Origin of the sequence: Qipengyuania flava (assembly GCF_019448255.1) — a bacterium.
GTDB classification, from domain to species: Bacteria; Pseudomonadota; Alphaproteobacteria; order Sphingomonadales; family Sphingomonadaceae; genus Qipengyuania; species Qipengyuania flava_A.
In genome coordinates this window covers 86,699-111,194 of the sequence record NZ_CP080410.1, presented here as the reverse complement: position 1 = coordinate 111,194, position 24,496 = coordinate 86,699, and the positions used below count along the sequence as shown (strand labels likewise).

Below are 24,496 nucleotides of genomic sequence, written 5' to 3'. Positions count from 1 at the left end.
ATAGAGAACGAAGGCGCTAGACAAGTCCGATATCGGGCGCGTCTTCCTGCTTCATGCCGACCACGTGGTAGCCCGCGTCGACATGGTGCGTCTCTCCGGTCACGCCGGAGGAGAGGTCCGACAGGAAATAGAGGCCCGAGCCGCCGACGTCGTCGATCGTCACATTGCGGCGCAGCGGTGAGTTCAGCTCGTTCCACTTGAGGATGTAGCGGAAATCGCCGATCCCGCTTGCGGCCAGCGTCTTGATGGGACCTGCGCTAATCGCGTTTACGCGGATGTTCTGCGGGCCGAGGTCGTTGGCGAGGTACTGCACGCTGGTTTCCAGCGCAGCCTTGGCCACACCCATGACGTTGTAATGCGGGATGACCTTTTCCGCGCCGTAATAGGTCAGCGTGAGGATCGACCCGCCTTCGGGCATCATCTCGGCGGCGCGCTTGGCGACGGCGACGAGCGAGTAGGCGGAAATGTTCATCGTCATCAGGAAGTTGTCGAGGCTGGTGTCGACATATTTCCCGCGCAGCTCGTTCTTGTCGGAAAAGCCGATCGCGTGGACGACGAAATCGATGCTGTCCCAGCGCGCCTTCAGGCTGTCGAACGCGGCGTCGAGCGCGCCCATGTCCGACACATCGCATTCAATCAGGAAATCGCTGCCGAGTTTCTCCGCCAGCGGGCCGACGCGCTTCTTCAGCGCTTCGCCTTGATAGGAGAAGGCGAGCTCGGCGCCCTGTTCGTGCAACTGCTTGGCAATGCCCCAGGCCAGCGACTTGTCGTTCGCAAGGCCCATGATCAGCCCGCGTTTTCCTGCCATCAACCCGCTCATAAGGCGTGCTCCTCTTCTTCCATTTCCTGCGCCAGCGCGGCGCGGCGACCCTCGTCGGTTTCCTCGGCCAGCTCTTCTTCCGGCGTTTCCGCAAGCGCTGCGTTCAGTTCCGCGCCGATAACCACCCCAAGCCCGACAAGCCAGAAAAAGAACAGCGCGATCATCACTCCGGCGAGGCCACCATAGGTGAGGTCGTAGGTGAAGAAATTGCGCAGCACGAGCGGCATTAGGGTGGTCACGGCGATCCACCACAGCGTCGTCAGCACAGCGCCGGGCCATTTGGGATAGCGCTTGCGGCGGTATTTCGACGGGGTGAGCGAATAGAAGATCAGGTAAAGCGAGCCGAACAGGCCGATGGTCGGCACGATGCGCGAAAGCCGCAAGTCCATTACCCGGTCGACCAGCTCGGGGAAATAGGCCTCGATAACCTGCTGCGCAGTGCCGATCAGGAACTGGGCGATGAGGCTTAGCAAGAGCAGGAACACCGCGCCCAGGATCATGCCGGAGGAGAACAGCCGGTATTTCCAGAAGGCGTGGGTCGCCTCGGTGCCATAGGCACGGCGCAGGATGTCGCGGATGGTCTCGATCAGGCTCCCCACCGTCCACAGGCCAACCGCTGCGCCGACCCACAGCAGCCAGCCGCTGCGCGCCTCGACCGCGTCGCGCGCAACCGGCTCGATCACATTGGCGACCACCGGCGGCAGGGCGGTTAGCACGGCGTTGATCGTCGCGGCGCGCTCGGCCTCTTCGCCAAAGGCGCTGAAGATTGCAGCACCGAGGATGAAGAAGGGGAAGATCGCCAGCATCGAGAGATAGGCGAGGTTGCCGGCGTGGATGAAGCCGTCGTTATAGGTGCCGACCAGCGTGCGCTGGGTCACTTCCCAGGCGCGGGTGCCCGGGCCGACGCGCTCTTCGATGCGGCCGCGCAGATTGCGGGCTTCCTTCCGGCGCTGTTCGGGAGACAGCGAGTGGACCTCGCGCTCCTGCGTTTCCGGAAAGGATGGTGGCGCCAAGCTCTAAACCCCCAGCTTGCTCCGCGGATCGCCTTCGTCCTTCCATCCGTCGAGCCGCTTGGCAAGCTCTTCGAGGTTGTCGGGGAGCTGAATTTCGAGCGTGACGAGTTGATCGCCGCGCGTGCCGTTCTTGCGCGTGAAGCCCTTGCCCTTGAGGCGCAGGACCGTCCCGCCGTGGGTGCCGGCTTTGATCGTCATCATTACCGGGCCATCGACCGTGGGCACGCGCACCTTGCCGCCGTTCACCGCCTCGTCGAGCGTGATCGGCAGGTCGAAACGTACGTCGTCGCCTTCGCGCTTGAACAGTTTGTGCTTGTCGATCGCGATGATGACCAAACCGTCGCCTGCGCCGCCCGGACCCGGTTCGCCCTTGCCCTTGAGGCGCATCTGCGTGCCGTCCTCGACACCCTTGGGAAGCTTGAGGTCGATCGTCTTGCCATCAGCGAGCGTAATGCGCTGGTCCGCCAGCGTTGCCGCTTCGGTAAAGGGAACGCGCAGGCGGTAGCTGATATCCGCGCCCTTCTGCGGGGGCGGACGGCGGCGCTGGCCGCCGCCGAAGGGGCTGCCGCCGCGGCGCGAACCGCCGCCGAACAGGCCTTCGAAAATGTCGCCGAGATCGACATCATCCGTGCCGAAGCCCTGGAAATCCTCCGCCCGGAAGCCGCCCTGGCCGCCGTTCGGCCGGAAGCCGCCGCCTCCGCCCATGCCGGCAAAGGGATTGGCGGGATTGCCCTCGGCGTCGATCTCGCCGCGGTCGAACTGCGCGCGCTTATCCTTGTCGCTCAGCAGGTCGTAGGCCTTGGTCACGTCGGAGAACTTCTCCGCCGCTTTCGGATTGTCCTTGTTGCGGTCCGGATGCAGCTCCTTGGCGAGCTTGCGATAGGCGCTTTTGATGTCCTTTTCGGACGCGCTGCGGGTTACGCCAAGGGTGGAATAGGGGTCGGCCATGGTGTGTTAGCTAGTTGCTACGCCTTTTTCATGCAAGCGGATGCGGTTTCCTACAGTGCGTTATGGCGATAGGGGATGCCGCATGGAGGACAAGCCTTTCTGCTTTGCACCGGTTTCCCGGCACAAACGGGCGGTAGGCGGTTTTGCTCCTGAACCGTGTTCCAAGCGTTCCACCCTGTAGGAAAGCCCCGATGCAGCCCGACGAAAGCGCCATTCCCGCCACCGACCCCTTCGCCCTGTTCGAAGTGTGGTTTGCGCAGGCGAAGGAAAGCGAGCCCAACGATCCCAACGCGATGGCGCTGGCAACGGCCTCGGCCGATGGCTTTCCCTCGGTGCGGATGGTTCTGCTGAAGGGCCACGGCAGCGACGGCTTCGTGTTCTACACCAACGCCGAAAGCCGCAAGGGTGAACAGATCCGCGCAAACATGCGCGCCGCCTTGCTTTTCCACTGGAAGAGCCTGCGCCGCCAGATCCGCATCGAAGGCCCGCTCGCCGAAGTGAGCGAGGCGGAGGCCGACGCCTACTTCCACTCGCGCCCGCGCGCCTCGCAGATCGGGTCCGCCGCCAGCGACCAGTCGCGCCCCTTGCCCGGCCGCGAGGTCTATCTCGACCGGGTGGCCGCTCTGGAGGAACGCTATCCGGAAGGCGATATCCCGCGCCCGCCGCACTGGACCGGCTTTCGCCTGAGCCCGCGCCGGATCGAATTCTGGCACGACCGGCAGTACCGTCTCCACGATCGCCGCCTGTTCACCCGCGAGGATGCGGACGCGGCGTGGACCAACACGCTGCTCTATCCGTGAGCGACAAACGCGCCCTGCTTGCCCGATCGGCAGCGCTGGCATCGATCTCGGTCGCGGTGGTGCTGGTCGCGCTCAAGACCTGGGCGACCTGGCGCACCGGCTCGACCGCGATGCTCGGCAGCCTCGCCGATTCCGCGCTCGACCTCATTGCCAGCCTCGCAACGCTGACCGGCGTATGGATCGCCTCGCAACCGGCCGATCACAACCACCGCTTCGGGCACGGCAAGGCAGAAGCGCTCGCGGCAATCTTCCAGGTCATGCTGATCGCCCTTTCGGCCTTCGGCATTGCGGCGCGGGCTGTCATGCAGCTTGCCGGGCAGGGCGAAACCGCGGCGGCAGAAGAAGGCATTGCCGTTTCGCTCATCGCCATCGCGCTGACCTTCGCGCTGCTCGGCTGGCAGCGCTACGTCATGAACCGGACCCGCAGCCTCGCGATCCAGACCGATCACCTGCACTACAAGTCGGACCTGATGCTGAACCTTGCGGTCATTGCCGCGCTGGCGCTCGACCAGTTTGCCGGTTTCGGGATTGCCGATCCGCTTTTCGGACTCGCCATTGCCGCATGGCTGGCCTTCGGCGCGTGGAACGGGGCGAGCGAGGCGGTCGATGATCTGATGGACCGCGAGTGGCCCGAGGAAAAGCGGCTTGCCTTCGTCGAGGCCGCCGCGCGCCATCCGGAGCTTTCCAACCTCCACGACCTGCGCACCCGTACCAGCGGCAACCGCGATTTCGTGCAGTTCCACGTCGATCTCGACCCGGCCATGACCGTCGAGCAGGCGCACGACATCATCGAGCGGGTCGAAGCCGACCTCATGGCGCGCTTCCCCGACATGGAGCTGTTCATCCACATCGACCCCGAAGGCCATATCGACGAGCCGGACAACCCGCTGGTCGAGGACGACGAGTTCGCCAAGCTGGAGAAAGACACATGAGCCGCATCCTGCCCTACTGGCATGTCGACGCCTTCGCCGACCGGCCCTTCGCGGGAAACCAGGCGGCCGTGATGCCGCTGGATGCCTGGCTCGACGATGCGACCCTGCTGGCCATCGCGGAGGAGAATAACTTCGCGGAAACAGCCTACGTGGTGCCCGATGCCAGCGGTGAAGCGGATTACGAGCTCCGCTGGTTCACGCCGACCGAGGAAGTGCGTTTGTGCGGCCATGCGACGCTTGCCAGCGGGCATGTACTTCTATCGCGCGACGGCGGCGAACGGGTGACCTTCCGCACGCGCAAGGCGGGCGTGCTCGAAGTGGCGAAAGCGGCTGGCGGCTACGAACTCGCCCTTCCGCTGATCCGGACCGAGCCGGGCGAATGGGCCGAAGCGGTCGCGCTGCTGGGTGATGCGCCGCAAGAGGTCTGGCTGAACCCCGATCGCTACGGTGTCTACCTGTTCGAAACCGAGGAGCAGGTACGCGCGCTCGATCCGGACCTGCGCGGGCTCGGCGCGCTGGGGAACGACCAGTTCATCTGCACTGCGCCGGGCAAAGAGACAGACGTCGTCAGCCGTGTGTTCGTGCCCGGGGGCGGGGTGGACGAGGACAGCTTTACGGGGTCGGCGCACGCCGCGCTCACCTATTTCTGGACCGAGCGGCTGGGTCGCGAGAGCTTTTCCGCCTTCCAGGCTTCGCAGCGCGGCGGCCACGCCGAATGCCTCCGCGATGGCGAGCGCGCCGTGCTTACCGGTGCCTGCGTGACCGTGGTCGAAGGCGCGTTCCTGCTGCCCTAGGTTTCGGGATAGAGCTCGACCACATCGGCGAGCTGCTGAAGCATGGCGATGCGTTCCTCGCGGTTCGAATGGCCGAGACGCACCACGGTCAGCTTCTGCGTCGGCGAGACGAAGACATACTGGCCCATGTGCCCGATCAGCGAAAAGGCGCTGTGCGGGGCGCGGTCCGGGAACAGCGGGTGCTCCTCGCCTTCGGGCAGCGGGCGATTGAGCCAGGTCTGGAGGCCGTAATGTGGGCTCACCGGGCTGGGCTCGATCATTTCCTCGACCCAGGCGCGCGGCACCAACTGTTCGCCGCGGTGCGCGCCCTTGTTGCGCAGCAGCTCGCCCAGCTTCGCCCAATCGCGCGCCGTGGCGTGGATCAGCGAACCGCCGATGAGCGTGCCTGAACGGTCGAATTCGGGCACGACGCTGGTCATGCCGAGCGGCGCGAAAAGGCGGGCGTCGAGATAGTCGGCCACCGCCTTGCGGCGTGCATCCGGGTCCTCGCTATCGGTCAACGCGCGGGCCGCGATATCGGCGAGGATCACCGTGGTGTTCGAGGAATATTCGAACTTCTCGCCCGGCTCGGCTTCGAGCGGCTGGGCGGTGGCGTAATCGGCCATGTCATCGCGCCCATCGAGGAAAAGCATGCGCACTTCCCCACTTTCATAGGGCGGGTCACCCGCTTCGGTGTGCTCGAGCCCCGAGCGCATCTGGAGGAGGTGGCGCAGCGTGATTTCGGCGCGCGGATCGCCGGTGCGCTGCCAGCGGGCAACCGGGGCCGGGGCGTCGAGCCGCAGCTGTCCGTCGGCCACCAGCATGCCGATCAGCACCGCGGTGACCGTCTTCGCCATCGACCAGCTCACGAAACGCGTCGTTTCGTCATAGCCCGGCGCGTAGCGCTCCACCGCCAGCTTGCCGTCGTGATAGACCACCAGCGCGCGGGTTTCGCCGAGGCCATCGAGCGTGAACACCTCGTCCGCTGCGCGCGCCAGCGCCTTCGTTGGCGCGCCCGGTTCGCTGGTCACGGCGGCCAGCGCCTCTTCGCTCAGCGGAGGCTCTTCGGCGGGGCCGGAGGACCCGCAGGACGCAAGGGTTGAGGTTGCAAGCGCAAGCGCGATAAGGGGAAGGGGCCGCATGGACATGCGGTGTCACTCGCACGAAGGAATCCCGCTTGGCAACGGCCAAATCCCGCTCTCGCAAGACCCGCCTGTGGCTGTGGCTCCTGCTCATCGTCATCGCCCTGCTCGCCGCCGCCTGGTTCGCGCTGGGTGAAGGGCTGCGCAAGACGGGCGGGGTGGGTTCGGCCTATGCCGCGCGCGTTGCGTGCTCGTGCCGTTTCGTTGCCGGCCGCAGCCTCGACGATTGCGCCAAGGACAAGCTGGAAGGCATGGAGCTGATCTCGCTCAGCGAGAATGTCGAAGCCAAGAGCGTGACCGCTTCAATCCCCTTCGTCGCCGCCGACACGGCCACTTTGCGCGAAGGCTATGGCTGCGTGCTCAAGGAGTGGCAGGGCTAGGCTTCGTCGCGCAGGAAGGCGGCGTAGGCATCGCGCAAGCCGTCTTCGAGCGAGATGGAAGGCCTCCACCCCATCGCTTCAAGGCGCGAGGAATCCATCAGCTTGCGCGGCGTGCCATCGGGTTTGGTCCGGTCGCGCTCGATACGGCCCTCGAAGCCAACCACCTGCGCGATGGTCTCGGCAAGGTCGCCGATCGCATGGTCCTCGCCCGAGCCGACGTTAATGTGCAGTTCGTCCGAATAATGGCCGAGCAGGAAGACGCAGGCGTCCACAAGATCGTCGACATGCAGGAATTCGCGCCGCGGCGTGCCGCTGCCCCAGATGGTGAGGCTGTCGGCGCCATCGCGCTTTGCCTCATGCGCCTTGCGGATGAGCGCGGGGATCACGTGCCCGCTTTCAAGGTCGTAACTGTCGCCCGGCCCGTAAAGGTTCGTCGGCATGGCCGAGATGAAATCGCAGCCGTGCTGCCGGCGATAGGCAGCGGCAAGCTTGATGCCGGCGATCTTGGCAATCGCATAGGCCTCGTTGGTCGGCTCGAGCGCGCCGGTCAGCAGCGCCTCCTCGCGGATCGGCTGCTCGGCGAACTTGGGGTAGATGCAGGACGAGCCGAGGAACAGCAGCTTGCCCGTGCCGTGCCGGTGCGCGACCTCGATCACGCTCGTCGCGATCGCGAGGTTGTCGTAGAGAAAGTCCGCCGGACGGGTCGCGTTGGCCATGATCCCGCCAACCCGCGCCGCGGCAAGGATCACCGCGTCGGGCGCGTTGCCGGCAAACCAGCTGTCCACCGCCTGCGGATCGCGCAGGTCGACAGAGCGCGGCGCGGTCAGGACCGTGCAATCCTCGCGCTCCAGCCGCCGGACCAGCGCTTGGCCGACCATGCCGCCATGGCCCGCGACATAGATGCGTTTTCCGGCAAGCGGGAACGCGCTCATCCCTAGTACCCGCGCAGTTTCTCGAAATCGGCCGCAACCATCTCACGCGCGAGTTCGCGGACCGGGACCTTGGGCTCCCAGCCGAGCTTCTCGCGCGCCTTGGTCGCATCGCCGAGCAGCAGGTCGACTTCGGTCGGACGGAAATAGCGCGGATCGATTTCGACAAGGACCTTGCCGGTCGCCTGGCAATAGCCCTTCTCGTCGACCCCTTCGCCGCGGAACTCGATCGGGATGCCGGCGTCCTCGAAGGCCCATTCGGTGAAGGCGCGGACAGTGGTGGTGACCCCGGTGGCAAGCACGTAATCGTCCGGCGTGACCTGCTGGACGATGGTCCACATGCCTTCTGCATACTCGCGGGCGTGGCCCCAGTCGCGCTGGGCATCGAGATTGCCCATGTAGAGCTTCTCCTGCAGCTCCAACGCGATCATTGCGGCGGCGCGCGAGATCTTGCGCGTCACGAAGGTTTCGCCGCGCACCCCGCTTTCGTGGTTGAACATGATCCCACAGCTGGCGTGCAGATTGTAGGCCTCGCGGTAATTGACCGTGATCCAGTGGGCGTAGAGCTTGGCCACGGCATAGGGGCTGCGCGGATAGAACGGCGTCGTTTCGTTCTGCGGCACGGCCTGGGCGAGCCCGTACATCTCGCTGGTCGATGCCTGGAAGAAGCGGGTGTGCTCTTCAAGGCCCAGGATACGGATCGCCTCGAGCAGGCGCAGCGTGCCCAGCGCGTCGGCGTTGGCGGTGTATTCGGGCGTTTCGAAGCTGACGAGCACATGGCTTTGCGCAGCGAGATTGTAGATCTCGTGCGGCTGCACTTCCTGCACGACCCGGATGATGTTGGTCGAATCGGTCACATCGCCGAAATGCAGGCGCATGTGCGGATCGGGAACGTGAGGATCTTCGTAAATGTCCTCGATCCGGCCCGTGTTGAACGAGGACGAACGGCGTTTGACACCGTGGACCTCGTAGCCCTTTGCGAGCAGCAGCCGGGCGAGATAGGACCCGTCCTGCCCGGTCACCCCGGTAATCAATGCGCGCTTGGCAGACACAGCGTATCTCCTTGGAGTGCTGCCTTCGGAAAACCGGTCGCCCAGCGCAAGCTTGTAAAAGGGCAATTTACCCTGATTCGAGGCCAATCCGTTCAGTTTCTGCGATCCAACCGCCTCCGACGACCCGTTCGCCGGCGTATATGACAGCCGCTTGACCGGGCGCGACGCCGAATTCGGGGGTTTCAAAGCGCAGGACGGCAGTGCTGCCGGACCCGAGCGACCCTTCGAGAACGACCGGGACCGGCTTGGCAAGGCTGCGGACCTTGGCGGTCAGCGGCACGTCGGGAAGCGGGCCGATGCGGTTGGTCTCCACGATCGTGGCCGAAGCCACCGCGAGCATGCGTTTCGGGCCGACCAGTACCTGCGCCTTGGGCGCATCGATGCCGACGACGTAGAGCGGTTCGGGCTGGCCGCCGATTTCGAGACCGCGGCGCTGGCCGACCGTGTAGTGGATCACGCCCTTGTGCTCGCCCAGTGTCTCGCCGCTCGCCGCGTGGACGATGGCGCCCGGCTGACCGCCTTCCGGGCGCATCTTCTTGACGATCTTGGCGTAGTCGCCATCGGGGACGAAGCAGATGTCCTGGCTGTCGGGCTTGTCGGCGTTGCGCAGGCCAGCCTCCTCGGCCAACGCGCGCACGTCCGTCTTGGGCATGCCGCCCAGCGGGAAGCGCAGGAAATCGAGCTGCTCGTCGGTGGTCGCGTAAAGGAAATAGGACTGGTCGCGCGCCGGGTCGGCCGCGCGGTGCAGTTCGGGTCCCGCCGGGCCTACGACTCGCTGGACGTAGTGGCCGGTGGCCAGGCAGTCCGCCCCCAGTTCGCGCGCCATCGCCAGAAGGTCCGTAAACTTGGGCCCCATGTTGCAGCGGATGCAGGGTACCGGTGTGCGCCCGGCGAGGTAATCGTCGGCAAAGGTCTCGACGACCTCTTCGCGAAACGCGCTTTCGTGATCGTGCACGTAATGCGCAATGCCCAGCCGTTCGGCGACCGCGCGCGCATCGCGAATATCGTCACCCGCGCAGCAGGCGCCCTTGCGGCCGGTCGCTGCGCCGTAATCGTAAAGCTGGAGCGTGATCCCGATGACCTCGGCGCCCGTGCGCGCGGCCAGCGCGGCGACGACCGAGCTGTCGACCCCGCCGGACATGGCAACGACAATGCGGCATTCGCTGGCCGGCCGGGGCAGGTCGAACAGCGCGGCTGCCTGGTCCGGCGAAAGGGTTTCGGTTTTGGGCATGGAGCGCTCCTTACACGCCTTGGGGGCTTGCCACCAGAGGGCGTGCGTAAGTGCCGCATGCGATGTTTCACGGAGTATTTACCATGAGGCCTTATCCACAGCTCTCATGTTTGAGGGGCAATTCAACAGGGCAACCCGCCAGGATCCGCGCGAAAGCACGGTTTTGCGCCAGTTTCGCTGGACAGACCTGGTGGCGCGACTCGCTGCGACTCGGGATCTTCGTGATGAACTCGCCAAGGTCGACGGGGGCTTCAACGCGTTTGGCGATGCACGCCGTGAGAGCTTCGAGGAAGGTAAACCGGCTGTTAACCATGATGCTTTAGCCCATGGCAAAACGACGGGTCTAAGCCTTGGGTCAGCCGCAAGCGATGCGGTGCAAGGCGATAGAGAGAAAGAATGATCGAAAACCAGGACATCCGCCCTGCACAGGTTATCGGCCCCCTCGGGGAGCCGCTGACGATTGACGACCTGCCTTCGCCCGAAACGAAGCGCTGGGTTGTTCGTCGCAAGGCTGAAGTCGTGGCTGCGGTCAACGGCGGCCTTCTGACCATCGATGAAGTGCTCGAGCGCTATTCGCTCAGCCTCGAGGAATTTGCTTCGTGGCAGCGCGCGGTCGATCGTTCGGGCATGCAGGGCCTGCGGGTTACCCGCATCCAGCACTACCGCGACCTGTACGAGCGCCAGCTCAAGTACTGACGCGCCTCCCGCGCCGCGTGCAAGCGGCGGGAACCAAACCTCCATCCACTCGCTCCTCTTGTGTCCCCGGCGCAATGCCGGACGGGCATCTCCGTCCCGCCTGCCCGAAGAGGGGGCACGGGGTCGACGGGAAAACAGGAGGAAAGACAATGGGTTGGATTATCGCTCTCATCGTTGGTGGTGTTGCCGGCTGGCTTGCGAGCCTGGTCATGAACCGTGACGCTTCCATGGGTATCTTCTGGAATATCGTGGTCGGCTGCGTCGGCTCGATCGTCGGCAACTGGATTGCCGGGCCGCTTCTCGGCATCACCGGCAGCGTGCAGGAATTCTCGCTGACCGGCCTCGCCGTCGCCGTGGTCGGCGCGATCGTGCTGCTCGGCATCGCCAACCTGGTTCAGCGCGGTCGCGTTCGCTAACGCGACGGCCTCGACCGAGACAGAAAGGGGCGGGGTGCCATGGGGCGCCTCGCCCTTTGTCGTTGGCGGACGCCAGAGATGGGACGGGCTGCGCCATTCGTCCAGCCGTGCATGTCCCCGGTCGAAGGTTCGATTGCCCTATGATACACCTAGGTCTAACGCCCGATTGCGAAATTCTTGCGCTAAGTGATATAGCAATGTAACACACTGCATATCCGCAGCGCTTCTGGGGCAAGGTACGACATGAATTACGAATCCGGAGTCATAGCCGAAAAGGGTGAGCCGATTACGGTCGGCATCGAAGACGAGCCCCTGGAGTTCGAGGATTCGCAGCGCAGCAGCAAGCGGCGCCTCATGATCATCGGCGGCCTTGTCGTGCTCGCCCTTGCCATCGCGGCCTATTTCGTGATGCGCGGCGGCGGCACCACCACTCCCGCAGGCGATGAAAACGCGCAGGCCCCGACCGTGACGGTCGTCACGCCGGGCCAGACGACGGTCGATGGCGAGATTACCGCAACCGGTACCTTCTCGGCGCGCCGCGAGATGCCGGTCGGCGTGGTTGGCGAAGGCGGCCGTGTGGTTTCCGTACCCGTCGACGCGGGCGACTGGGTCCGCCAGGGCCAGATCCTTGCCAGCATCGACCGCTCCGTCCAGTCGCAGCAGGCCCAGAGCGCGGCTGCCTCGGTGCAGGTCGCCCAGGCCGACGCCAACCTAGCCCAGGCCAACCTCGACCGCGCGCTCCAGCTGGTTGAACGCGGCTTTGTCTCGACCGCCGACGTCGACCGCCTGACCGCCACTCGCGATGCCGCGGTTGCCCGCGTCCGCGTGTCGCAGGCCCAGCTGCGCGAGCTGCGCGCCCGTAACGCGCGCCTCAACATCGTCGCCCCGGCTTCGGGCCTCGTGCTCGAACGCAATGTCGAAACCGGCCAGACGGTCGGCGCCGGCTCGCCGCCGCTGTTCCGCATCGCGCGCGGCGGCGAAATGGAACTGCAGGCTCGCCTCTCGGAAGACGCGCTGTCCTCGATCAAGGTCGGCACGACCGCGAGCATTCGCCCGATCGGCACCGACAGCACCTTTACCGGCTCGGTCTGGCAGGTCTCGCCGACCATCAGCCAGCAGGACCGCCAAGGTGTGGCGCGCATCGCGCTTCCCTACGCCCCCGGCCTGCGTCCGGGCGGCTTTGCGACGGCCACCATTGCGAGCGGCACCGTCGTGGCGCCGATCCTTCCCGAAAGCGCCGTGCTGTCGGATGATGAAGGACCCTTCGTCCTCATTGTCAACGGCGAGGACAAGGCCGAACGCCGGGCCGTCACCACTGGCACGGTCACCTCCAAGGGCATCGTGATCACCGAAGGCCTGACCGGCTCCGAGCGTGTCGTGCTGCGCGCCGGCGGCTTCCTCACCGAAGGCGAAACGGTCAACACCCAGCTTGCCAAGCTCGACTAAGGACGAGGCTGACCCATGAACTTTCGCAACATCTCTGCCTGGTCGATCCGCAACCCGGTTATTCCGCTGGTCGCCTTCACCGCGCTGCTGATTGCGGGGCTCATCAGCTTCGCCCGGATGGACGTGGTCAACAACCCGGACATCGAGTTCCCGGCGGTCAACGTCTCGATCTCGCAGCCCGGCGCCGCGCCGACCGAAATCGAGAACCAGATCACCCAGCGGGTCGAGTCCGCCGTGCGCTCGATCAACGGGGTGAATTCGATCAACTCGACCGCGCGCGAAGGCAATTCGAGCACGTTCATCGAATTCGAGATCGGCACCGATCCCAACGACGCCGTTGCCGAGGTCAAGAACGCGGTCGACACGATCCGCGGCTCGCTGCCCGACGGGATCCTCGAGCCGCGTGTGACAAAAGAGGAAATCTCCGGCGGCTTCCTGGCGATTTACGCCGTTGAAGCCGACGACATGACCATCGAGGGCCTGAGCTGGTTCATCGACGACACCGTCGCCAAGCAGCTCCTGAGCATCGAGGGCATGGCCGAAGTCAACCGCTTCGGCGGGGTCGACCGCGAGATCGAGGTCATCCTCGACCTGCCGCGCATGCAGGCGCTTGGCGTGACTGCCAGCCAGATCAACGGCGTGCTGCGCCAGAGCAACATCGACGCGGCGGGCGGCATGGCCGAAGTCGGCGGCACCCGCCAGTCGGTCCGCGTCCTCGGCAACAGCGCCGACGCCTATGAGCTGAGCCAGCGCCAGATCCAGATCGGCGGCGGCCGCACCGTGAAGCTCGCCGATGTCGCCACCGTGCGCGACGGCTTCTCCGAACGCACATCGATCAGTAAGGTGCGCGACAAGGAGGTCGTGAACTTCGCGATGAGCCGCGCCAAGGGCGCCTCGGACGTGACCGTTTACGAAGAAGCGCTCCAGAAGATCGAACAGATCGAAGCCGCCAACCCAGGCGTGAAGTTCATCCCGCTCTTCAACACGGTCAAGTACACGAAGGACCAGTACGAAAGCGCCATGGCCGCGATGATCGAGGGCGCGATCCTCGCCGTGGTCGTGGTGTTCTTCTTCCTGCGCGACTGGCGCGCCACCGCCATTTCGGCGGTCGCGATCCCGCTTTCCGCCATCCCGACCTTCTGGTTCATGGACCTCCTGGGGTTCAACCTGAACCAATTGTCCCTGCTGGCGCTGGCGCTGGTGGCCGGCGTGCTCGTCGATGACGCGATCGTGGAGATCGAGAACATCGTCAGACACATGCGCATGGGCAAGACCGCCTACCAGGCATCAATCGACGCGGCCGACGAAATCGGCCTGCCGGTTGTGGCGACCAGTTTCTGTATCGTCGCGGTGTTCTTCCCTGTCGGCGCCATGCCGGGCATTTCGGGTCAGTTCTTCAAGAACTTCGGCTTCACGGTGGTTGTCGCGGTGCTGATGTCGCTGGCCGTGGCCCGCATGATCACACCGATGCTGGCGGCCTACTTCCTCAAGGCGAAGGGGCAGGCGGCGCACGGCGAAGGCCCGATGATGGACCGTTACATGAACATCCTCGCCTGGTCGCTCGACCGCGGCAAGATGTATGCCATGCGCGAAGGCGTGGAAGGCCCCCGCCGTCGCTGGCTCTATGTGCTCTCGCTGCTCCTGGTGGTGATCGCCGCGCTGGTCATCTCGGCCATGGTGACCTTTACGGTCTCTGGCATGATCCAGCAGTTCGGCATTCCCGACATGATTGCCGGCCCCGATGCGAACGCATTCGAAGGCTTCATTGCCAAACTGGTCGGGATCACCCAGCTGGCCTTGGCCCTGGGTGCAGGCTTCCTCGCGACGCTGCTGTTCTTCCGCGTCACCGGGTTCATCATGCGCCGTCTTGGCAGCCATCTGGCGCAGGCATGGCAGTATCTCTACGCGCGGTTCCTCGACCACCGCGTGTGGATGCTGGGCGTCGGCTATTTCTCGCTGCTGCTGACCATTCTCCTCTTCGGCATCGTCCCGGCCCAGTTCCAGCCGGTGATCGACGACGAGAACAGCCGCATCGAGATCGAAATGGTGCCGGGCACCACGCTCGAGACAACCGAACGCGTCACCGACCAGGTCGTGGACATCCTCTACGCGCAGCAGGAAGTCGAACTCGCGCTCGAACGTGTCCGCCAGGATCGCGCGACGATCTACATCACGCTGCGCGAGGACCGCGAGCGTACCTCGATCGATTTCGAACGTTCGCTGGCGCCGACCTTCGCCCAGATCGCCGACGCCCGCGTGCGCTTTGCCTCGCAGTCGGGCGGTTTCGGATCGGGCCGTGACATGACCATCATGCTCGCCGGCTCCAATCCCGAACTGCTCAACGAAACCGCGGCGACGCTGGTGGAGCAGATGAAGGGCATCGATTCGCTCGTCGCCCCGCGCATCAGCGCCGACATCAACAGGCCCGAGCTGATCATCAAGCCGCGCGAAGACCTCGCCGCCGAACTCGGCGTGACCACCGTCGCGCTGAGCCAGACGATCCGTATCGCGACCATGGGCGAGATCGAGCAGAACGCGGCGAAATTCTCGCTGTCCGACCGCCAGATCCCGATCCGCGTCAAGCTGCCCGAACAGTCGCGCGAGGATCTCGAGACGATCAAGAACCTGCCGGTGCAGACGTCGAACGGCGGCTCTGTCCCGCTCTCGCGCGTGGCCGAGGTGACCTTCGGTTCCGGTCCGACGACCATCCAGCGCTACAACCAGAACCGCCGCGTTCTGGTGGGCGCCGACCTCGCCCAGGGCGTGGTCAAGGGTGAGGCGCAGGCCGAGATCGATGCGCTGCCGATCCTGCAGGACCTGCCGCAGGGCGTGATCCGCGACGTGGTCGGCGAAGACGAATGGCAGCAGGAGCTGATGACCAGCTTGCTGATCGCCATCGTCTCGGGCGTGCTGCTGGTGTTCGCGGTGCTGGTGCTGCTCTACAAGCGCCTGATGAGCCCGCTGGTCAACATGACCAGCCTCGCGCTCGCGCCGCTGGGCGGTATCCTGCTCGTCTGGCTCTTCGGCCAGCCGCAGTCGATGCCGGTCTATATCGGTATCCTGCTGCTGCTGGGCATCGTCTCGAAGAACTCGATCCTGCTGATCGACTTCGCCATCGAGGAAATGGACAAGGGCACGCGCAAGCTGACCGCGATTATCGATGCTGGCCACAAGCGCGCGCAGCCGATCGTCATGACCACGGTCGCCATGACTGCGGGCATGGTGCCGACCGCGATGTCGGGCGTCCTCGGCTCGGGCGACGGCGCCTGGCGCGCGCCGATGGGCACGGTGGTGATCGGGGGCCTCATCCTCTCGACGCTGCTCACCCTGCTGATCGTACCGGCCGGCTTCAGCCTGGCGGATGGCTTCGAAAAGCGTGCCGGCCCCTGGCTGCGCAATCGCCTGCTGACCTACAAGGATGGTGACGATACGCGGCCCTATCCCGGTTCCCAGCCCGGGGCCGAACCCGCGGAGTGAGCGATGGCGCGCCTGCGGGCCTGCGACTAGCCGGTCCCCCGATACCCCCTGACCGTGCGCGCATGATGCGGCGCACGGCCACGGGGCTCATCGTCCTCATGGCCGCGCTGTTCCTGTGGTCGGGCCGCTATCTCGATGTGCATCCGGCCTGGGGCTACCTCCACGCCTTTGCCGAAGCTGCCATGGTAGGCGGCCTTGCCGACTGGTTCGCGGTCACCGCGCTGTTCCGCCACCCACTCGGCCTGCCGATCCCGCACACCGCGATCATCCCGGAAAACAAGGACCGCATCGCCGACACGATGGCGGGCTTCCTGCGCGAGAACTTCCTCACCCCCGCTGTCGTCGGACGGCGCATGGGTTCGATGAACCTCGCCCATGCGGTCGGCAGCTACCTGGCGGATCCCAAGTCCGCCAAGGATTCGCGGATCCGGGCAGGCGCGGGCGAGCTGGCCATCGAAGTGCTGGAATCGCTCGATCCCGACCGGCTCGGCGGGCAGGTGCGCTCCGGCATCAAGAGCCAGCTCGGCAAGCTCGACATCGCGCCGCTGCTCGGCGGAATGCTCGACGCCATGATCGCCGACGGCCGGCACAAGCCGCTGATCGACAAGATCATCCGCTGGGCCGGCCTCGTGCTGGAAGACAACGAGACGCTGGTGCGCGACATGGTGCACAAGCGCGCCAACAGCGTGCTGCGCTTCACCGGCCTTGACGAACGCCTCGCCAATTCGGTGCTCGACGGGCTCTACAAGCTGCTCGCCGAAGTCCTCGTCGATCCCGAGCACCCCCTGCGCGACAAGATCGAGGAAGGCCTGCAGGAGCTTGCCAAGGGCCTGCGCGAAGATCCCGAGATGCAGGAGCGGGTCGAGCGCATGAAGCGCGAACTGCTCGAAAACCCCGCGATCGGCGACTGGTGGCAGGGCGTGTGGGAGCGGCTGCGCGCCAATCTCATCAACACAATCCGCACCTCGGGCGGGACGGGCCACGGCTACATCGGCGAGACGCTGGGCGAACTGGGCGCTGCGCTGCGCGACGACGAGCGCCTGCAACGCCAGGTCAACCGCTTCGCCCGCCGCACCGCCGTGGGCGTTGCCACGCGCTACGGCGACCAGATCGTGCGACTCGTATCCGAAACGGTGAAGCGCTGGGACGCCCAGACCATCACCGACCGCGTCGAAAGCGCGGTGGGCCGCGACCTCCAGTTCATCCGCATCAACGGCACGCTGGTCGGCGGGCTGGTCGGCATGACCATCCACACGCTGGATGTCTATGTGATCTGATCCCGAAGGATCAGCGCAGCCTGTAAGCTATCGTCGTGGCGTAGAAGGACGCCATCGGAGCCCCGTCGATATCGAGGGCAGGCTTGAACTTCCCGACCTTCATGAATTCCTCGCAGGCCCGGTCATCGAAATTCTCCGCGACCGATACGTTCACGATCTGGCACTTGGTGGGTGCGCCTTCCTCGTCGATCAGCACACGAAGGCTAAGATCGGCCTGCCTGCCCCATCGTTCGGCTCTGCCCGGGTAGTATTGCTGGATGCGCCGCGCAATTTCTTCGATATTGAGCGGCTCAGGAGCTTTTGCGCGCCTCGCATGGGCTTCCACGTCGACACCCCAGGTGCGCACCAGGTCGCTCATGCACGTGTTGAGCAGTTCGAAGAGCTGGCCTAGATTTCCCGTGTCCAGGCGCTGCGCAGGACGCTTGCCGCGCTGGAAGGAAACCCAGTCGATCGACCGGCCTTCCTCTACATCGAGAAGGCCGAGCCCGACCGGCTCCTCCAGCTCCTCGCTCTCCTCGGGTGTGTGCTCGCGAGCCTTCTTGGAAAGGCGTCTCCAATCCAGGTCCGGCTTGCGCATCGACGCCGAACGATAAGCAGCGCCAAAGCTCCCGAGGGTCGTCCTCTTCTTGCCCTCCATCTCCCAGGCGTCGAGGCCAGGTCCGAACTGCACCGAGACAGGGCCACCTGACTTCATGTCCTCGGCAACCGCGCCGGCCATGACCCATCTCGGAGACCTTGAGGGCGTGATCTGTTCGAGAAGCAAGAGCGTACGCTCTTCGCCGGTGCCGAACGTCCGCGCGGCCCGGCAGCGGTTGGCCGCAAAGTCCACTTCCCAGGGCGCCGATGGGGCGACGACAACAGGCGGCTCATCCTGAGCATAAGCAGGCGCGGCGACCAGCAGACTACCTGCTGCCAAAAAGTAGATGGTGCGACCCAACAAAGAAAAACCCTCCCGATCTGGTGACCGGGAGGGTTATCGACCTCGCTCTGATAATCAATCAGAGTTTTTCGGTAAGTTCCGGCACTGCCTTGAACAGGTCGGCAACAAGGCCGATGTCCGCGACCTGGAAGATCGGGGCGTCTTCGTCCTTGTTGATGGCGATGATGGTCTTGGAATCCTTCATGCCGGCAAGGTGCTGGATCGCACCCGAGATGCCGATGGCGATGTAGACTTCCGGTGCCACGATCTTGCCGGTCTGGCCGACCTGGTAATCGTTGGGCACGTAGCCTGCATCGACCGCAGCGCGGCTGGCGCCGATGCCGGCGCCGAGCTTGTCGGCGAGCGGGGTGATGACCTGCTCGAAGGTTTCCGAATCCTTCAGCGCGCGGCCGCCCGAAACGATGACCTTGGCGCTGGTGAGTTCCGGACGGTCGCTTTCGGCGATCTCTTCGCTGACGAAGGCCGAGAGGCCGGCATCGCCAGGACCCGAAACCTCTTCCACCGAAGCCGAACCGCCTTCGGCAGCGGCCTTTTCAAAGGCGGTGCCGCGCACGGTGATGACGAGCTTCGCATCGCTCGATTCGACCGTGGCGATGGCGTTGCCGGCGTAGATCGGACGGGTGAAGGTCTTGTCGCCTTCGACCGAGAGGATGTCCGAAATCTGCATCACGTCGAGCAGGGCTGCGACGCGCGGCGCGATGTTCTTGCCGGTGGTGGTGGCAGGCGCCACGAACGCGTCGTGGTGGCCCATCAGGTCGGCCACCAGCGGCGCGACGTTTTCGGCCAGCGCGTTGGCGTAGGCGGCGTCATCGGCGAGGTGGACCTTGCCGACGCCGGCGATCTTCGCGGCTTCGTCGGCGACCGAGCGGCAGCCCGAACCGGCGACGAGCAGGTGAACCTCACCGAGCTTCGAAGCGGCGGTGACGGCGGCCAGGGTCGCGTCGGCGACGCTGGAGTTGTCGTGTTCGACCCAAACGAGGGTTTTCATGTCTGTCTTCCTTCTCGCTGGATTGGCTTAGGCGATGCCGAGGGCTTTGATCTTGGCGACCAGAGCGTCGACGTCTTCGACCTTCTCGCCCGCCTGGCGGACCGGCGGTTCGGAGACATTGGTCGTCTTGAGGCGCGGCGCGGTGTCGACGCCGTAATCGGCCGGGCTCTTGGTATCGAGCGGCTTCTTCTTCGCCTTCATGATGTTCGGCAGCGATGCGTAGCGCGGCTCGTTCAGGCGCAGGTCGGTGGTGACGATCGCCGGCAGCGTCAGCTTGACGGTCTGCAGGCCGCCATCGACTTCACGCTTCACGGTGACGCTGTCGCCTTCGACTTCGACGGTGTTGGCGAAGGTGCCCTGCGGACGGCCCATGAGGGCGGCGAGCATCTGGCCGGTCTGGTTCGAATCGTCGTCGATCGCCTGCTTGCCCAGCATCACGATGCCCGGGGTTTCCTCGTCGGCGATGGCCTTGAGGATCTTGGCAACGGCCAGCGGTTCCACTTCGTCATCGGTTTCGACGAGGATCGCGCGGTCGGCACCCATGGCGAGCGCGGTGCGCAGCGTTTCCTGGGCCTTGGCCGGACCAACGCTGACTGCGATGATCTCTTCCGCCTTGCCGGCTTCCTTGATGCGAATGGCTTCTTCGACGGCGATCTCGTCGAAGGGGTTCATGCTCATCTTGACGTTGGCAAGATCGACGCCCGAACCGTCGGCCTTGACCCGCGGCTTGACGTTGTAGTCGATCACCCGCTTCACGGGGACGAGGATTTTCATGCGAATACCTTCCTCTCGATAGAATCTGTGCGGACCGCCTAGCTCGCGTTTACGTAAACGTCAAGTTCGGCAGGGCCCGTTGGCTGCGACGTCCGGACCGATCCCTCGCGCGCGGCGGGGGCCAGGTCAAGCGGGCGCTTCGTCCAGCTTTACTATGCACCGCGGCGGGCATAGTTTCCCCCTCGTAGACAGGAGGTTTCGCATGCGCGTCTGGCCCCTTTTTGCTGCTGTTGCAGCCACAATTGCGGCACCGCTCGCCGCCGGGGAGACCCGCCTCGCTCCCGAAGACCATGCGCCGCCTGCGGCCACGCTCGACCAGATCGACTGGCTTGTCGGGCAGTGGGCGGGCGAGGGTATTGGCGGCAAGCCGGCGATGGAAAGCTGGCTACCGCCTACCGGCAACACCATGGTCGGGACCTTCGTCCAGATGGCGGATGCCGAGACCATCCAGTTCACCGAACACCTCTACCTGATGGAGGAAGAGGGCACGCTGGTCCTGCGCCTCAAGCATTTCAACGCGGACCTGACCGGCTGGGAGGAGAAGGACGGCATGCTGACCTTCCGCCTCGTCGCCGTGGAGCCCTGTGCCGCCTACTTTCACGCGCTGACGCTGCGCTGCGATGAGCGCGAGGACGGCGCCGATGGACTGGTTGCGGCGGTGCGCATGCAGTCGGGCGGAGAATTGTTCTTCCGCTTTGCGCGGCTGGGCGATCCAGGCTGAGCAACGCTCACGAAAAAGCGGACGAAGGGTTGCCCCCTCGTCCGCTCTGGAATCGCAAATAGTGAAAAGGGGCGTCAGGCGGCCTGCTTCACCTCGGCGACGATCTTCTTGGCGGCGTCGCCAAGGTCGTCGGCGCTGACAATGGCCAGGCCCGAGTTGTCGAGGATGGCCTTGCCCTCTTCGACATTGGTGCCTTCAAGGCGCACGACCAGCGGAACCGAAAGGTTCACGTCCTTGGCCGCCTGGACGATGCCATTGGCGATGACGTCGCACTTCATGATGCCGCCGAAGATGTTGACGAGGATACCCTCGACCGCCGGGTCCTTGAGGATGATCTTGAACGCGGCCGTCACCTTCTCGGTGGTGGCGCCACCGCCTACGTCGAGGAAGTTTGCCGGGAAGGCGCCATTCAGCTTGATAATGTCCATCGTCGCCATGGCGAGGCCCGCGCCGTTGACCATGCAGCCGATGTTGCCGTCGAGCTTGATGTAGGCGAGGTCGTATTCGCTGGCTTCGACTTCGGCCGGGTCTTCCTCGGTCTCGTCGCGAAGCGCTTCCACGTCCTTGTGGCGGAACAGGGCGTTGCCGTCGAAGCTCATCTTGGTGTCGAGGACGAGCAGGTTGCCGTCTTCGGTTTCGACCAGCGGGTTGATCTCGAGCATTTCGCAATCGAGGTCCATGAAGGCGGTGTAGAGCTGGCGGGCCAGCTTCTGCGCCTGCTTGTTGAGATCGCCCGTCAGCTTGAGCGCGAAGGCCACCGCACGGCCATGGTGGGGCATGAAGCCCTGCGCCGGGTCGATGGTGATGGTGGTGATCTTTTCCGGAGTCGAATGCGCGACTTCCTCGATGTCCATGCCGCCTTCGGTCGAGACGATCATGGCGACACGGCCGGTGGCGCGGTCGACCAGCATCGAAAGGTAGTATTCTTCGGCGATGTCGACGCCGTCGGTCACGTAGAGGCGGTTGACCTGCTTGCCCGCGTCACCGGTCTGCACGGTGACCAGCGTGTTGCCGAGCATTTCCTTGGCGTTGGCTTCGACCTCTTCGATGCTCTTCGAGAGGCGCACGCCGCCCTTCGCATCGGGGCCGAGTTCCTTGAACTTGCCCTTGCCGCGGCCGCCGGCGTGGATCTGCGCCTTCACGACGTAAAGGGGACCGGGAAGCTGCTTGGCGCCTTCGACCGCTTCTTCGACGGTGAGGGCCGCGTGTCCGGCAGGGATGCCGATACCGTATTTCGCGAGCAGTTCCTTGGCCTGATATTCGTGAATGTTCATGGGAAGCTTCGTCCTTCGCACTGTGCGCGTTGGGGGAAAGAGAGTCGCAGGGGCCATAAGCATGTCTGGGGCCGCTTGAAAAGACCGACTTTCCGCTGCATCTGCGATGCCAGCACCCATGATCGACAGCGCACGCCTTGAATCCATCGTCTCCGAAGCGGGGCGGATTGCCTATGACCTGTGGCCGGGCACGGGTAACGACCTCAACGCATGGGAGAAAAAGCCCGGCGACCCGGTGTGCGAAGCGGACCTTGCCGTCGACGCTTTCCTGAAGCGCGAGCTGGGCGCGCTGCTGCCCTCGGCCGGCTGGCTGTCGGAAGAAACCGCCGATGACCCCTCGCGCCTCGGTCACGACCTCATCTGGCTGGTCGATCCGGTGGACGGCACGCGCGATTTCATTCGCGGGCGCACGGGCTGGGCGGTCTCGGTCGCGCTGATCAGCAATGGACGGCCGCTGATCGGGTCGCTGTGCGCGCCGGCCCGGGGCGAGACCTGGCAGGCGGTTGCGGGGCAGGGCGCCTATCGCAACTCCACCAAGCTGAGCGCGAGCACCCGCGCGGAGTTTACCGGTTCGCGAATCCCCGCGCACGAGTTGCCGAAGAACGAAAGTGACCTTGTGGCGGTCGACCAGCCCAACTCGATCGCCCTGCGCATCGCGATGGTGGCGGCGGACGAAGCCGACCTTGTGGCCACGGTCCGCTGGGGATTCGAATGGGATGTGGCCGCCGCCGGCCTGATCGCGCGCGAAGCAGGCGCGGCGGTGAGCGACGCCTATGGCAACAAGCTCGACTACAACAAACGCGATCCGCGAGCCTTCGGCGTGCTGGTCAGCGCGCCCGACATCCACGGTGCGGCGGTTGATCGGCTGGCAAGCCGGATAGCCGGGATGGGGAAGGCCTGAGCCTCAGGCCGGTTCGGCCGCGAGCGAGGTCTTCATCAGCCGGCCGACGCGCAGGATCGCCCAGATCACGGTCAGGATGCCAGCAGCCAGCAGGCCCCATTGCAGCGGCCCTGCGCCACTCGTGCCCATCACGAGCCCCTCCATGCCGAAAGCGCCGAGCGCAACATAACCAAGCAGCGAGGGCAGCGAGGCCGTCGTGCCGAGCAGGAAATCGCGCTGGCTGATATCGGTCAGGCCCAGGCCATAGCTGGTCGCGGCAAAGGGCATGATCGGGGACACGCGCAGCAGGCACACGAAGCGCCAGCCTTCCTGGCCGACCGAGCGGTCGAACCGCGCGGAAGCTGCGTGCCGGTTCATCATGCGGGCGACGACCGGACGCAGGAAGCTGCGGCTGAGGAGAAAGGCAAGCCATCCGCCGAGCATGGTGCACACGATCGAGATCGCCATGCCCTTCCACACGCCGTAGATCGCGCCGGCCATGACCGCCATGATCGCGGCGGGCAGGATGCCGCAGGCCGCGACAAGGACCTGGCCGAGTGCGAACCACACGAGATTGCTCGCGGCGTTGGTCTCGATCACGAGGAAGGCCTGCTCGAGCCATTCGCGGGCACGCGGCACACGGCTCAACACGAAGGCGCCGGCTATCGCGCCGCCCACGGCAAGGCCCGCGCCGACCTGGAGGAGGCGGGAAGGGATCACAGGCTTGCGAGAACCGCCTGGCGGGTCGGCTCGTCGAGCGTGCGCTCGGCGCCCGTCTCGAAGATGGCGGCCTTCATGAGACCGAGCTTGGCAAGCCGGTACTGCGCAGCCGACTGGAGGCAGCCGATGCCATAGACCGACGAGCGCCAGAAATTGATGCTCGAGGCTTCTTCGAAATAGCGGGTCGGGCAGCTGATTTCGCCCATCCGCAGGCCGAACCATGCGGCCTGCGTGATCATCTGGTTGTCGAACACGAAATCGTCCGAGCAATTCATCAGCGGCAGCTTTTCAAGCGCCTCGCGGCTCCAGGCGCGGTAGCCGGTGTGATATTCCGACAGCTTCTGGCCCATCAGCAGGTTCTGCGTCGCGGTGAGGAAGCGGTTCGCAATGTACTTGTAGACCGGCATGCCGCCCTTGAGCGCACCATTTCCGAGGATGCGCGAGGCGAACACGGCGTCGTAGTGGTCCGAGGCGATCATGCTCGCCATCGCGCTCACGAGGCGCGGGCTGTACTGATAGTCCGGGTGGACCATGACCACGATGTCCGCACCGCGCGCCAGGGCGGCGGCGTAGCAGGACTTCTGGTTGCCGCCGTATCCCTTGTTGCGGGTGTGGGCGAGCGTGTGGATGCCGAGCTTCTTGGCCAGCGCGATGGTTTCGTCGCTGCTCTTGTCGTCGGTGAGGATGACGTCGTCGACGATATCGTGCGGCAGCTCTTCGTAGGTCTGCTGCAAAGTCTTCGCTGCGTTGTAGGCCGGCAGAACAACCGCCACCTTGCGTCCGTCAATCATGAATCCTCCAGGATCTTAGGGGATGGCCCCCAGGCCACCTTCGCAGACCGTGGTAAAACGGAGGTCTTGTTGATTG

At 65.1% G+C, this 24,496-nt stretch carries 25 protein-coding genes; 12 read left to right on the top strand and 13 right to left on the bottom strand.

All coding sequences use genetic code 11. The features are described from left to right. Positions 1–16 precede the first annotated feature (16 nt). The 3 genes from fabI to KUV82_RS00570 are packed head-to-tail and all read right to left on the bottom strand — an operon-like array spanning position 17 to position 2,781. Complete coding sequence (gene fabI / locus KUV82_RS00580) at positions 17–820, bottom strand: enoyl-ACP reductase FabI (RefSeq protein ID WP_219954980.1); 804 nt, start codon at positions 818–820, stop codon at positions 17–19. Further along, entirely contained in the window at positions 817–1,833 is a 1,017-nt protein-coding gene (locus tag KUV82_RS00575) for a YihY/virulence factor BrkB family protein (RefSeq protein ID WP_219954979.1), read from the bottom strand. Before KUV82_RS00575 ends, fabI begins: the two co-directional genes overlap by 4 nt. 3 nt (positions 1,834–1,836) lie before the next feature. Continuing rightward, positions 1,837–2,781: a DnaJ C-terminal domain-containing protein gene (locus KUV82_RS00570; protein ID WP_219954978.1), complete on the bottom strand. Its 945-nt coding sequence runs from the start codon at positions 2,779–2,781 to the stop codon at positions 1,837–1,839. 191 nt (positions 2,782–2,972) lie between these two features. Between KUV82_RS00570 and pdxH the strand changes: the two genes are divergently transcribed. Genes pdxH through KUV82_RS00555 form a run of 3 tightly spaced genes read left to right on the top strand, consistent with a single transcriptional unit; the run spans position 2,973 to position 5,307 of the window. Then, entirely contained in the window at positions 2,973–3,581 is a 609-nt protein-coding gene (pdxH, locus tag KUV82_RS00565; protein WP_219954977.1) for a pyridoxamine 5'-phosphate oxidase, read from the top strand. Next, positions 3,578–4,513: a cation diffusion facilitator family transporter gene (locus KUV82_RS00560; protein WP_219954976.1), complete on the top strand. Its 936-nt coding sequence runs from the start codon at positions 3,578–3,580 to the stop codon at positions 4,511–4,513. Before pdxH ends, KUV82_RS00560 begins: the two co-directional genes overlap by 4 nt. Beyond that, complete coding sequence (locus KUV82_RS00555; RefSeq protein ID WP_219954975.1) at positions 4,510–5,307, top strand: PhzF family phenazine biosynthesis protein; 798 nt, start codon at positions 4,510–4,512, stop codon at positions 5,305–5,307. Before KUV82_RS00560 ends, KUV82_RS00555 begins: the two co-directional genes overlap by 4 nt. On the opposite strand, the gene KUV82_RS00550 is transcribed toward KUV82_RS00555, so the two are convergent. Continuing rightward, entirely contained in the window at positions 5,304–6,434 is a 1,131-nt protein-coding gene (locus KUV82_RS00550) for a serine hydrolase domain-containing protein (protein WP_219954974.1), read from the bottom strand. The genes KUV82_RS00555 and KUV82_RS00550 overlap by 4 nt on opposite strands. 29 nt (positions 6,435–6,463) lie before the next feature. Here KUV82_RS00550 and KUV82_RS00545 point away from each other — a divergent pair, with 29 nt between their 5' ends. Then, on the top strand, positions 6,464–6,808 hold the full coding sequence (locus KUV82_RS00545; RefSeq protein ID WP_219954973.1) for a hypothetical protein: 345 nt from the start codon (positions 6,464–6,466) through the stop codon (positions 6,806–6,808). Here the strand turns inward: KUV82_RS00545 and KUV82_RS00540 are convergent. The 3 genes from KUV82_RS00540 to mnmA all read right to left on the bottom strand — a co-directional run bounded on the left by KUV82_RS00540 (position 6,805) and on the right by mnmA (position 10,020). After that, positions 6,805–7,740, bottom strand: a complete 936-nt coding sequence (locus KUV82_RS00540; protein WP_219954972.1) for a GDP-L-fucose synthase family protein — start codon at positions 7,738–7,740, stop codon at positions 6,805–6,807. The genes KUV82_RS00545 and KUV82_RS00540 overlap by 4 nt on opposite strands. 2 nt (positions 7,741–7,742) lie before the next feature. Next, positions 7,743–8,789 (bottom strand): GDP-mannose 4,6-dehydratase, encoded by a 1,047-nt coding sequence (gmd, locus tag KUV82_RS00535; protein WP_219954971.1) that lies wholly within the window; start codon positions 8,787–8,789, stop codon positions 7,743–7,745. A gap of 67 nt (positions 8,790–8,856) precedes the next feature. Beyond that, a complete protein-coding gene (gene mnmA / locus KUV82_RS00530) occupies positions 8,857–10,020 on the bottom strand; it encodes a tRNA 2-thiouridine(34) synthase MnmA (protein WP_219954970.1) in 1,164 nt (387 codons plus the stop codon). A gap of 106 nt (positions 10,021–10,126) precedes the next feature. Here mnmA and KUV82_RS00525 point away from each other — a divergent pair, with 106 nt between their 5' ends. The 6 genes from KUV82_RS00525 (at position 10,127) to KUV82_RS00500 (ending at position 17,332) form a co-directional block, all read left to right on the top strand. Beyond that, positions 10,127–10,420, top strand: coding sequence for a hypothetical protein (locus KUV82_RS00525; protein ID WP_219954969.1), 294 nt, complete (start codon positions 10,127–10,129; stop codon positions 10,418–10,420). Next, positions 10,417–10,716 carry a CtrA inhibitor SciP gene (gene sciP / locus KUV82_RS00520; RefSeq protein ID WP_219954968.1) on the top strand — a complete coding sequence of 100 codons (300 nt, stop codon included), beginning with the start codon at positions 10,417–10,419 and terminating at the stop codon, positions 10,714–10,716. The genes KUV82_RS00525 and sciP overlap by 4 nt, the downstream gene beginning before the upstream one ends. A gap of 149 nt (positions 10,717–10,865) precedes the next feature. Next, on the top strand, positions 10,866–11,132 hold the full coding sequence (locus KUV82_RS00515) for a GlsB/YeaQ/YmgE family stress response membrane protein (protein WP_219954967.1): 267 nt from the start codon (positions 10,866–10,868) through the stop codon (positions 11,130–11,132). Between the two features lie 243 nt (positions 11,133–11,375). After that, complete coding sequence (locus KUV82_RS00510) at positions 11,376–12,578, top strand: efflux RND transporter periplasmic adaptor subunit (RefSeq protein WP_219954966.1); 1,203 nt, start codon at positions 11,376–11,378, stop codon at positions 12,576–12,578. Positions 12,579–12,593: 15 nt separating this feature from the next. Then, positions 12,594–16,055 (top strand): efflux RND transporter permease subunit, encoded by a 3,462-nt coding sequence (locus KUV82_RS00505; RefSeq protein ID WP_219954965.1) that lies wholly within the window; start codon positions 12,594–12,596, stop codon positions 16,053–16,055. A 65-nt stretch (positions 16,056–16,120) separates the two neighbouring features. Next, complete coding sequence (locus KUV82_RS00500; protein ID WP_219956156.1) at positions 16,121–17,332, top strand: DUF445 domain-containing protein; 1,212 nt, start codon at positions 16,121–16,123, stop codon at positions 17,330–17,332. A gap of 10 nt (positions 17,333–17,342) precedes the next feature. Here KUV82_RS00500 and KUV82_RS00495 read toward each other — a convergent pair whose 3' ends face one another. The 3 genes from KUV82_RS00495 to KUV82_RS00485 all read right to left on the bottom strand — a co-directional run bounded on the left by KUV82_RS00495 (position 17,343) and on the right by KUV82_RS00485 (position 20,034). Beyond that, positions 17,343–18,269 (bottom strand): energy transducer TonB, encoded by a 927-nt coding sequence (locus tag KUV82_RS00495; RefSeq protein ID WP_219954964.1) that lies wholly within the window; start codon positions 18,267–18,269, stop codon positions 17,343–17,345. A 61-nt stretch (positions 18,270–18,330) separates the two neighbouring features. Beyond that, positions 18,331–19,260: an electron transfer flavoprotein subunit alpha/FixB family protein gene (locus tag KUV82_RS00490; RefSeq protein WP_219954963.1), complete on the bottom strand. Its 930-nt coding sequence runs from the start codon at positions 19,258–19,260 to the stop codon at positions 18,331–18,333. Between the two features lie 27 nt (positions 19,261–19,287). Then, on the bottom strand, positions 19,288–20,034 hold the full coding sequence (locus KUV82_RS00485; RefSeq protein ID WP_219954962.1) for an electron transfer flavoprotein subunit beta/FixA family protein: 747 nt from the start codon (positions 20,032–20,034) through the stop codon (positions 19,288–19,290). A 202-nt stretch (positions 20,035–20,236) separates the two neighbouring features. On the opposite strand from KUV82_RS00485, the gene KUV82_RS00480 reads away from it, so the two are divergent. After that, positions 20,237–20,755, top strand: a complete 519-nt coding sequence (locus tag KUV82_RS00480; RefSeq protein ID WP_219954961.1) for a DUF6265 family protein — start codon at positions 20,237–20,239, stop codon at positions 20,753–20,755. A 74-nt stretch (positions 20,756–20,829) separates the two neighbouring features. Here the strand turns inward: KUV82_RS00480 and sucC are convergent, their stop codons facing one another. Then, complete coding sequence (gene sucC, locus KUV82_RS00475) at positions 20,830–22,029, bottom strand: ADP-forming succinate--CoA ligase subunit beta (RefSeq protein WP_219954960.1); 1,200 nt, start codon at positions 22,027–22,029, stop codon at positions 20,830–20,832. 118 nt (positions 22,030–22,147) lie between these two features. Between sucC and KUV82_RS00470 the strand changes: the two genes are divergently transcribed. Then, positions 22,148–22,930, top strand: coding sequence for a 3'(2'),5'-bisphosphate nucleotidase CysQ (locus KUV82_RS00470; RefSeq protein ID WP_219954959.1), 783 nt, complete (start codon positions 22,148–22,150; stop codon positions 22,928–22,930). A gap of 3 nt (positions 22,931–22,933) precedes the next feature. Here the strand turns inward: KUV82_RS00470 and KUV82_RS00465 are convergent, their stop codons facing one another. Both KUV82_RS00465 and KUV82_RS00460 read right to left on the bottom strand, forming a co-directional pair. Further along, positions 22,934–23,629 (bottom strand): TVP38/TMEM64 family protein, encoded by a 696-nt coding sequence (locus tag KUV82_RS00465; protein WP_219954958.1) that lies wholly within the window; start codon positions 23,627–23,629, stop codon positions 22,934–22,936. After that, positions 23,626–24,420, bottom strand: a complete 795-nt coding sequence (locus KUV82_RS00460; RefSeq protein WP_219954957.1) for a glycosyltransferase family 2 protein — start codon at positions 24,418–24,420, stop codon at positions 23,626–23,628. The genes KUV82_RS00465 and KUV82_RS00460 overlap by 4 nt, the downstream gene beginning before the upstream one ends. Between the last annotated feature and the right edge of the window lie 76 nt (positions 24,421–24,496).

Bases quoted from the DNA above. Each gene is read 5' to 3' on its own strand.
- fabI (WP_219954980.1), bottom strand. From the start codon at position 820: ATGAGCGGGTTGATGGCAGGAAAACGCGGGCTGATCATGGGCCTTGCG.
- KUV82_RS00570 (WP_219954978.1), bottom strand. From the start codon at position 2,781: ATGGCCGACCCCTATTCCACCCTTGGCGTAACCCGCAGCGCGTCCGAA.
- pdxH (WP_219954977.1), top strand. From the start codon at position 2,973: ATGCAGCCCGACGAAAGCGCCATTCCCGCCACCGACCCCTTCGCCCTG.
- KUV82_RS00555 (WP_219954975.1), top strand. From the start codon at position 4,510: ATGAGCCGCATCCTGCCCTACTGGCATGTCGACGCCTTCGCCGACCGG.
- KUV82_RS00550 (WP_219954974.1), bottom strand. From the start codon at position 6,434: ATGTCCATGCGGCCCCTTCCCCTTATCGCGCTTGCGCTTGCAACCTCA.
- KUV82_RS00540 (WP_219954972.1), bottom strand. From the start codon at position 7,740: ATGAGCGCGTTCCCGCTTGCCGGAAAACGCATCTATGTCGCGGGCCAT.
- mnmA (WP_219954970.1), bottom strand. From the start codon at position 10,020: ATGCCCAAAACCGAAACCCTTTCGCCGGACCAGGCAGCCGCGCTGTTC.
- KUV82_RS00525 (WP_219954969.1), top strand. From the start codon at position 10,127: ATGTTTGAGGGGCAATTCAACAGGGCAACCCGCCAGGATCCGCGCGAA.
- sciP (WP_219954968.1), top strand. From the start codon at position 10,417: ATGATCGAAAACCAGGACATCCGCCCTGCACAGGTTATCGGCCCCCTC.
- KUV82_RS00515 (WP_219954967.1), top strand. From the start codon at position 10,866: ATGGGTTGGATTATCGCTCTCATCGTTGGTGGTGTTGCCGGCTGGCTT.
- KUV82_RS00510 (WP_219954966.1), top strand. From the start codon at position 11,376: ATGAATTACGAATCCGGAGTCATAGCCGAAAAGGGTGAGCCGATTACG.
- KUV82_RS00505 (WP_219954965.1), top strand. From the start codon at position 12,594: ATGAACTTTCGCAACATCTCTGCCTGGTCGATCCGCAACCCGGTTATT.
- KUV82_RS00500 (WP_219956156.1), top strand. From the start codon at position 16,121: ATGCGGCGCACGGCCACGGGGCTCATCGTCCTCATGGCCGCGCTGTTC.
- KUV82_RS00490 (WP_219954963.1), bottom strand. From the start codon at position 19,260: ATGAAAACCCTCGTTTGGGTCGAACACGACAACTCCAGCGTCGCCGAC.
- KUV82_RS00485 (WP_219954962.1), bottom strand. From the start codon at position 20,034: ATGAAAATCCTCGTCCCCGTGAAGCGGGTGATCGACTACAACGTCAAG.
- KUV82_RS00480 (WP_219954961.1), top strand. From the start codon at position 20,237: ATGCGCGTCTGGCCCCTTTTTGCTGCTGTTGCAGCCACAATTGCGGCA.
- sucC (WP_219954960.1), bottom strand. From the start codon at position 22,029: ATGAACATTCACGAATATCAGGCCAAGGAACTGCTCGCGAAATACGGT.
- KUV82_RS00470 (WP_219954959.1), top strand. From the start codon at position 22,148: ATGATCGACAGCGCACGCCTTGAATCCATCGTCTCCGAAGCGGGGCGG.
- KUV82_RS00460 (WP_219954957.1), bottom strand. From the start codon at position 24,420: ATGATTGACGGACGCAAGGTGGCGGTTGTTCTGCCGGCCTACAACGCA.